This window comes from Microcystis sp. M53603_WE2, assembly GCF_030065435.1.
In genome coordinates this window covers 1-4,059 of sequence record NZ_JASJFF010000424.1, presented here as the reverse complement: position 1 = coordinate 4,059, position 4,059 = coordinate 1, and the positions used below count along the sequence as shown (strand labels likewise).

8 protein-coding genes are annotated in these 4,059 nt (G+C 45.1%); 1 reads left to right on the top strand and 7 read right to left on the bottom strand.

From position 1 onward, the window contains the following. The first annotated feature begins 307 nt into the window (after window positions 1-307). Complete coding sequence (sfsA, locus tag PX481_RS08880) at window positions 308-1,027, top strand: DNA/RNA nuclease SfsA (RefSeq protein ID WP_288094440.1); 720 nt, start codon at window positions 308-310, stop codon at window positions 1,025-1,027. A 133-nt stretch (window positions 1,028-1,160) separates the two neighbouring features. On the opposite strand, the gene PX481_RS08875 is transcribed toward sfsA, so the two are convergent. The 7 genes from PX481_RS08875 to PX481_RS08845 all read right to left on the bottom strand — a co-directional run bounded on the left by PX481_RS08875 (window position 1,161) and on the right by PX481_RS08845 (window position 3,939). After that, window positions 1,161-1,721: an NYN domain-containing protein gene (locus tag PX481_RS08875; RefSeq protein ID WP_190717994.1), complete on the bottom strand. Its 561-nt coding sequence runs from the start codon at window positions 1,719-1,721 to the stop codon at window positions 1,161-1,163. 73 nt (window positions 1,722-1,794) lie between these two features. Then, window positions 1,795-2,463: an energy-coupling factor ABC transporter ATP-binding protein gene (locus tag PX481_RS08870; RefSeq protein ID WP_002756829.1), complete on the bottom strand. Its 669-nt coding sequence runs from the start codon at window positions 2,461-2,463 to the stop codon at window positions 1,795-1,797. Between the two features lie 172 nt (window positions 2,464-2,635). Next, on the bottom strand, window positions 2,636-2,905 hold the full coding sequence (locus PX481_RS08865) for a UPF0367 protein family (protein ID WP_002756830.1): 270 nt from the start codon (window positions 2,903-2,905) through the stop codon (window positions 2,636-2,638). Between the two features lie 207 nt (window positions 2,906-3,112). Further along, a complete protein-coding gene (locus PX481_RS08860; protein ID WP_002756831.1) occupies window positions 3,113-3,331 on the bottom strand; it encodes a type II toxin-antitoxin system HicB family antitoxin in 219 nt (72 codons plus the stop codon). Next, the gene (locus PX481_RS08855) at window positions 3,331-3,552 is read right to left on the bottom strand and encodes a type II toxin-antitoxin system HicA family toxin (RefSeq protein ID WP_002756832.1); all 222 of its coding nucleotides are present in this window, start codon (window positions 3,550-3,552) and stop codon (window positions 3,331-3,333) included. The genes PX481_RS08860 and PX481_RS08855 overlap by 1 nt, the downstream gene beginning before the upstream one ends. Window positions 3,553-3,574: 22 nt before the next feature. Beyond that, a complete protein-coding gene (locus PX481_RS08850) occupies window positions 3,575-3,715 on the bottom strand; it encodes a type II toxin-antitoxin system HicA family toxin (protein ID WP_002756833.1) in 141 nt (46 codons plus the stop codon). A 35-nt stretch (window positions 3,716-3,750) separates the two neighbouring features. Further along, window positions 3,751-3,939 (bottom strand): type II toxin-antitoxin system HicB family antitoxin, encoded by a 189-nt coding sequence (locus PX481_RS08845; protein ID WP_288023615.1) that lies wholly within the window; start codon window positions 3,937-3,939, stop codon window positions 3,751-3,753. Between the last annotated feature and the right edge of the window lie 120 nt (window positions 3,940-4,059).

The following is a 4,059-nucleotide window of genomic DNA, read 5'->3' as shown; positions in this document are numbered from 1 at the left end:
CTCTTTTGGTTAGAACAAGATAAACTTGAGAATCTTCGGTCAAATTTATTGACTCAAAATCAGCTATACTTAATTTAAATGAAACAGCCCTACCTTGATAAGGGGGGTGCCGATAGGCGGGGGGATTCCCCCTGCCCCCCTTGATAAGGGGGGTGTCTGACAACTTTTAACGCCTACCTACTTATGAATTGGGTAGTGGGGTAGTGGGGAATTTAGCTGAAATTTCCCTATCTCCCCATCTCCTGTCTTCAGGTTAAGCTCCCAAAAAAAGGCTATTCTTTACCTTATATTCCTCGGCAGAAATTTCATGACTCCCTTGTTAGTTCACACTTACCCTTCTCTTGTCAAGGGTATTTTAATTAAACGTTACAAACGCTTTTTTGCCGATATACAATTGGACAACGGAGAATTAATTACGGCCCATTGCGCTAATACCGGACCGATGACGGATGTATGCGTAGAAGGTCAACCGGTTTATCTTTCTCGCAGTGATAACCCGAAGCGAAAATTAGCTTATACCTGGGAGATGATTCAACTGGGGGAGACTTGGGTGGGAGTTAATACCAATCTTCCTAATCAGGTGGTGAAAAATGCCCTGTTGCAAGGAGTTTTTCCCGATTTGGTCAAAAATGACACCGAGGTGCGATCGGAAGTGGCCTACGGTCAAAATAATGGCAGTAGAATTGATTTTCTTTTGACCCATGAGGATAATTCCCTCACCTATATCGAGGTTAAAAATACCACTTGGAATCAGGGAGAAACGGCACTTTTTCCCGATACTGTCACCACGCGAGGACAGAAGCATTTACAGGAATTAATGGCTTTATTGCCGGCAGCGGAGGCGATTATGCTCTACTTTATTAATCGGGGTGATTGTGACCGATTTGCTCCGGGGGATAGTAAAGATGCTAAATACGGGCAGTTATTGCGTCAAGCAGTGGCTAAAGGAGTCAAGGTTTTACCCTGTCGCTTCCAAGTGACACCCACGGGAATTAATTATTTAGGTTTAGCAGAATTGCAGCTGTGAAACGAGTAGTTGAGAGCGGCCGGCTTTTGACAAAATCCCCCGAACCGCAACTGACCTTTAAAAACCTAGAGACACAGTTAGTTACCTGTGCCTCTACGGGGGATTTTTGTCGATACATATTTGAGGTAATTTGTCAAGGTTTTTGATAACTAATTCCGTGGCGCATTTTCTCTAATTTCTGTTGCACCTGAGCATCGAGAGAATGGAATAAAAAACGCCCTTTGGGACTTTGAGAAGAACTCTGGGATTGTCTCAGACGACGACCGGTTAAATCCACCTCGATTTCGAGACGTTGAGCGGAAATCCACTGGGCCCCATAACCCATAACGGTCATTTTTTGGGCATTATCAGAGGTAGCGACGATAATCCGTCCGATAGCTGGGGCGCGATCGTGCCAAAAATCGGCGCAGGTTTTCTCGATATAGGTGTCGGCGGTTTGAGCGTGAGCGGTAAAATAAACCGATAAATGGTTAGTGTAGCGTTCTTGGCTGCCGGGGGTATCTTGAAGGTAGGAATCGAAGACGATTTGGGTTTGATAACCCTGGTGGTGGGTGTAACCGATTAGGGTTTCAATTAACTTGTCTCGCGCCGGTTCGAGACCGTGGCGATCGCTAATTTTTTTCAGGGACGGCCAAGCGCCGATGACGTTGTAGCCGTCAACCAGCAGAAGGGAACGATCAGAGGAATTAACCATGGCTTTGAGAGTGATTGGTGTGGCATTAAGGGCAGTTCTAAAAAACAGCATCCTAATGATATTAACAAAAAATTTAAGATTCTCCCGCCGCACTTGCCAATAATCTCGCTTTTAATTCTAGGGCATTTCCCTGATCCGTTACCTTGCCCCCCTCTAACAAAAATGCTCCATCGCTGTAATCCAATTCATCAAGGCGATGAGTCACCCAAAGGGCTGTAATACCTCGGTTTTTGACCAAGTTCTGCACTTGAGAGACTAATTCTAGCTGGGTATCCCCATCCAAAAGGGCGGTGGGTTCATCAAAGAGCAAAACCTCGCAATGACGAGCTAAAGCCCCGGCAATGGCGATTCTTTGCTTTTGTCCGCCACTGAGAGCATATATCGGTCGTTTTTCCATTTCTAATAAATTCACCGCCCCTAGGGATTCCCGCACCCGGGCCCGAATTGCCGGCGTGGATAAACCCTCGGATACCAACCCAAAAGCCACATCTGCCCCCACTGTTGGCATAACTAACTGATGGTCGGGATTTTGAAAAACAAAACCGAGGGGGTTAGGTATCTCTATTTCCCCGCGACTAGGTTTTAATAATCCCGCTAAGAGCCGCAGCAGGGTTGATTTACCGCTGCCATTTGTCCCCAACAACATCCAAAATTCTCCTCTGGGAACTTGCAAAGAGCAGCCATTTAATACTGATTTCCCATTCGGCCAGCTAAAGCAGAGGTCTGTTACTTTTATAGTCATGAATTATCAGCCTTTTCAGTTATCAGTTATCAGTTATCAGTTAAGTAGGTACGCGTTAAAAGTTGTCAGACACCCCCCTTATCAAGGGGGGCAGGGGGGATCCCCCCGCCTATCGGCACCCCCCTTGATAAGGGGGGCAGGGGGGATATGAGAACTTTTAACACCTACCTACTTATTCTGTGGCTAAAGCGACAAACCCCGGCGCTCTACCGGTGGAGGCAGCCCCAGATTTTTGTGACACAATCACCGCACTGATCTGATCGCTCAAAACCGCCACCTTTTTATCGGTTTGTTTTTCGCAGGTTAATTCTAATAATTCCGGATTTGGCGATCGCATAGCGTTAATAATTGTTTGATACAAAGCGTCTGCTGCTGCTTCTTCCTTGCGCTGCACGGAAATGGGGATGGGCGAGAGTTTCAGGGTAATATCGATCGAATACATAGTTTAGCGTTCCCTTCCAAAAAACAAGTCAAAAACCATTGTATAGCAGGGCTTGGGTGTTGGGGTTTTAGGGTATTAGTGATCAGATGTGGGTTTTCAGTTCACTGATTGCTGTTCACTGTGGGGATAACCCTAGCATCATCACCGATTAACTCTCGGCAGTCGGTGTGCAGAGGCGTTGTTATGCCCCAGGACCGAGCAGGAATATCAAGCGACCGATCTTGTTCTGGGTTCGGGAATCACTTCACCTTCTGTCCGCCAGGCTTCCAAGTACATTTCAATCACTTCTTCTCCGTTGTGGATAGCCTCTTGACGAGTTTTGCCATGAGTACAAGGCATGACGACAAGATCAGAAAACTCTGGGATCGTTACCAGGAAAAGCTGATCTTCATCAGACCACTGAACAATCATGCTGTATTTATTCATTAATCTCCATCCTCTCGCAACTCTTTCAGTTCAGTCAGTAGTTTTGCCAGTTGTTTTTCTAGGTAAAGTGGGACATCATCTCCATCTTTGCCCGGGATTGTCAGTGTTTTTCCGATCAAAGGATGTCTCCAACGTTCATGGCTACCCTTGCCCCGTTTGGGTAAGTAAACAAATCCTTCACGGACAATTTGAGCTTTCAACTCTCGGATCTTTCTAGGCATGGAAGCATCTGATCATTCCACTCTATTCTCTCACTTCTCTCTTCTTTAAGCCATGTTTAGGAAATGGAACAGTAGTTGCACGTCCATCTTCAGGACAGAATTGTTTATGGGAGCCTTTCTGACGTACCTCAACAAAGCCAAGACTTTCTAAGATACGAACCACTTCCTGTGGTTTCAGAACAGGTATATTGCTGATGATTACTGTGTACCAACAAATACTGTTTTAAATTTTGTTTGTTCATCCTCAAGGAGCATTTCTATCACTTCACAAAGATTTGTCTGTAATTCATCTAAAGTTTCACCTTGAGAATTTGCTCCTGGAAAACCAGGGACATAACCCACATAAAGATTAGTATCAAAATCTTTTGGTTCTTCGGTTTTTGTTATGCAATGGACGGGGGTTATAAGGGATGGAACCCTTATATAGAAAGGCATTTGGCGATTTTTGTCAATTATTTTTGCTCTAGAGCGAACTAATCAATTAAGTCTCTTGCCAGATAAGGATTT

What these genes read in the sequence shown, in the direction of transcription:
- sfsA (WP_288094440.1), top strand. Translation starts at nt 308, where the DNA reads ATGACTCCCTTGTTAGTTCACACTTACCCTTCTCTTGTCAAGGGTATT.
- PX481_RS08855 (WP_002756832.1), bottom strand. Translation starts at nt 3,552, where the DNA reads ATGCCTAGAAAGATCCGAGAGTTGAAAGCTCAAATTGTCCGTGAAGGA.
- PX481_RS08865 (WP_002756830.1), bottom strand. Translation starts at nt 2,905, where the DNA reads ATGTATTCGATCGATATTACCCTGAAACTCTCGCCCATCCCCATTTCC.
- PX481_RS08870 (WP_002756829.1), bottom strand. Translation starts at nt 2,463, where the DNA reads ATGACTATAAAAGTAACAGACCTCTGCTTTAGCTGGCCGAATGGGAAA.
- PX481_RS08875 (WP_190717994.1), bottom strand. Translation starts at nt 1,721, where the DNA reads ATGGTTAATTCCTCTGATCGTTCCCTTCTGCTGGTTGACGGCTACAAC.
- PX481_RS08860 (WP_002756831.1), bottom strand. Translation starts at nt 3,331, where the DNA reads ATGAATAAATACAGCATGATTGTTCAGTGGTCTGATGAAGATCAGCTT.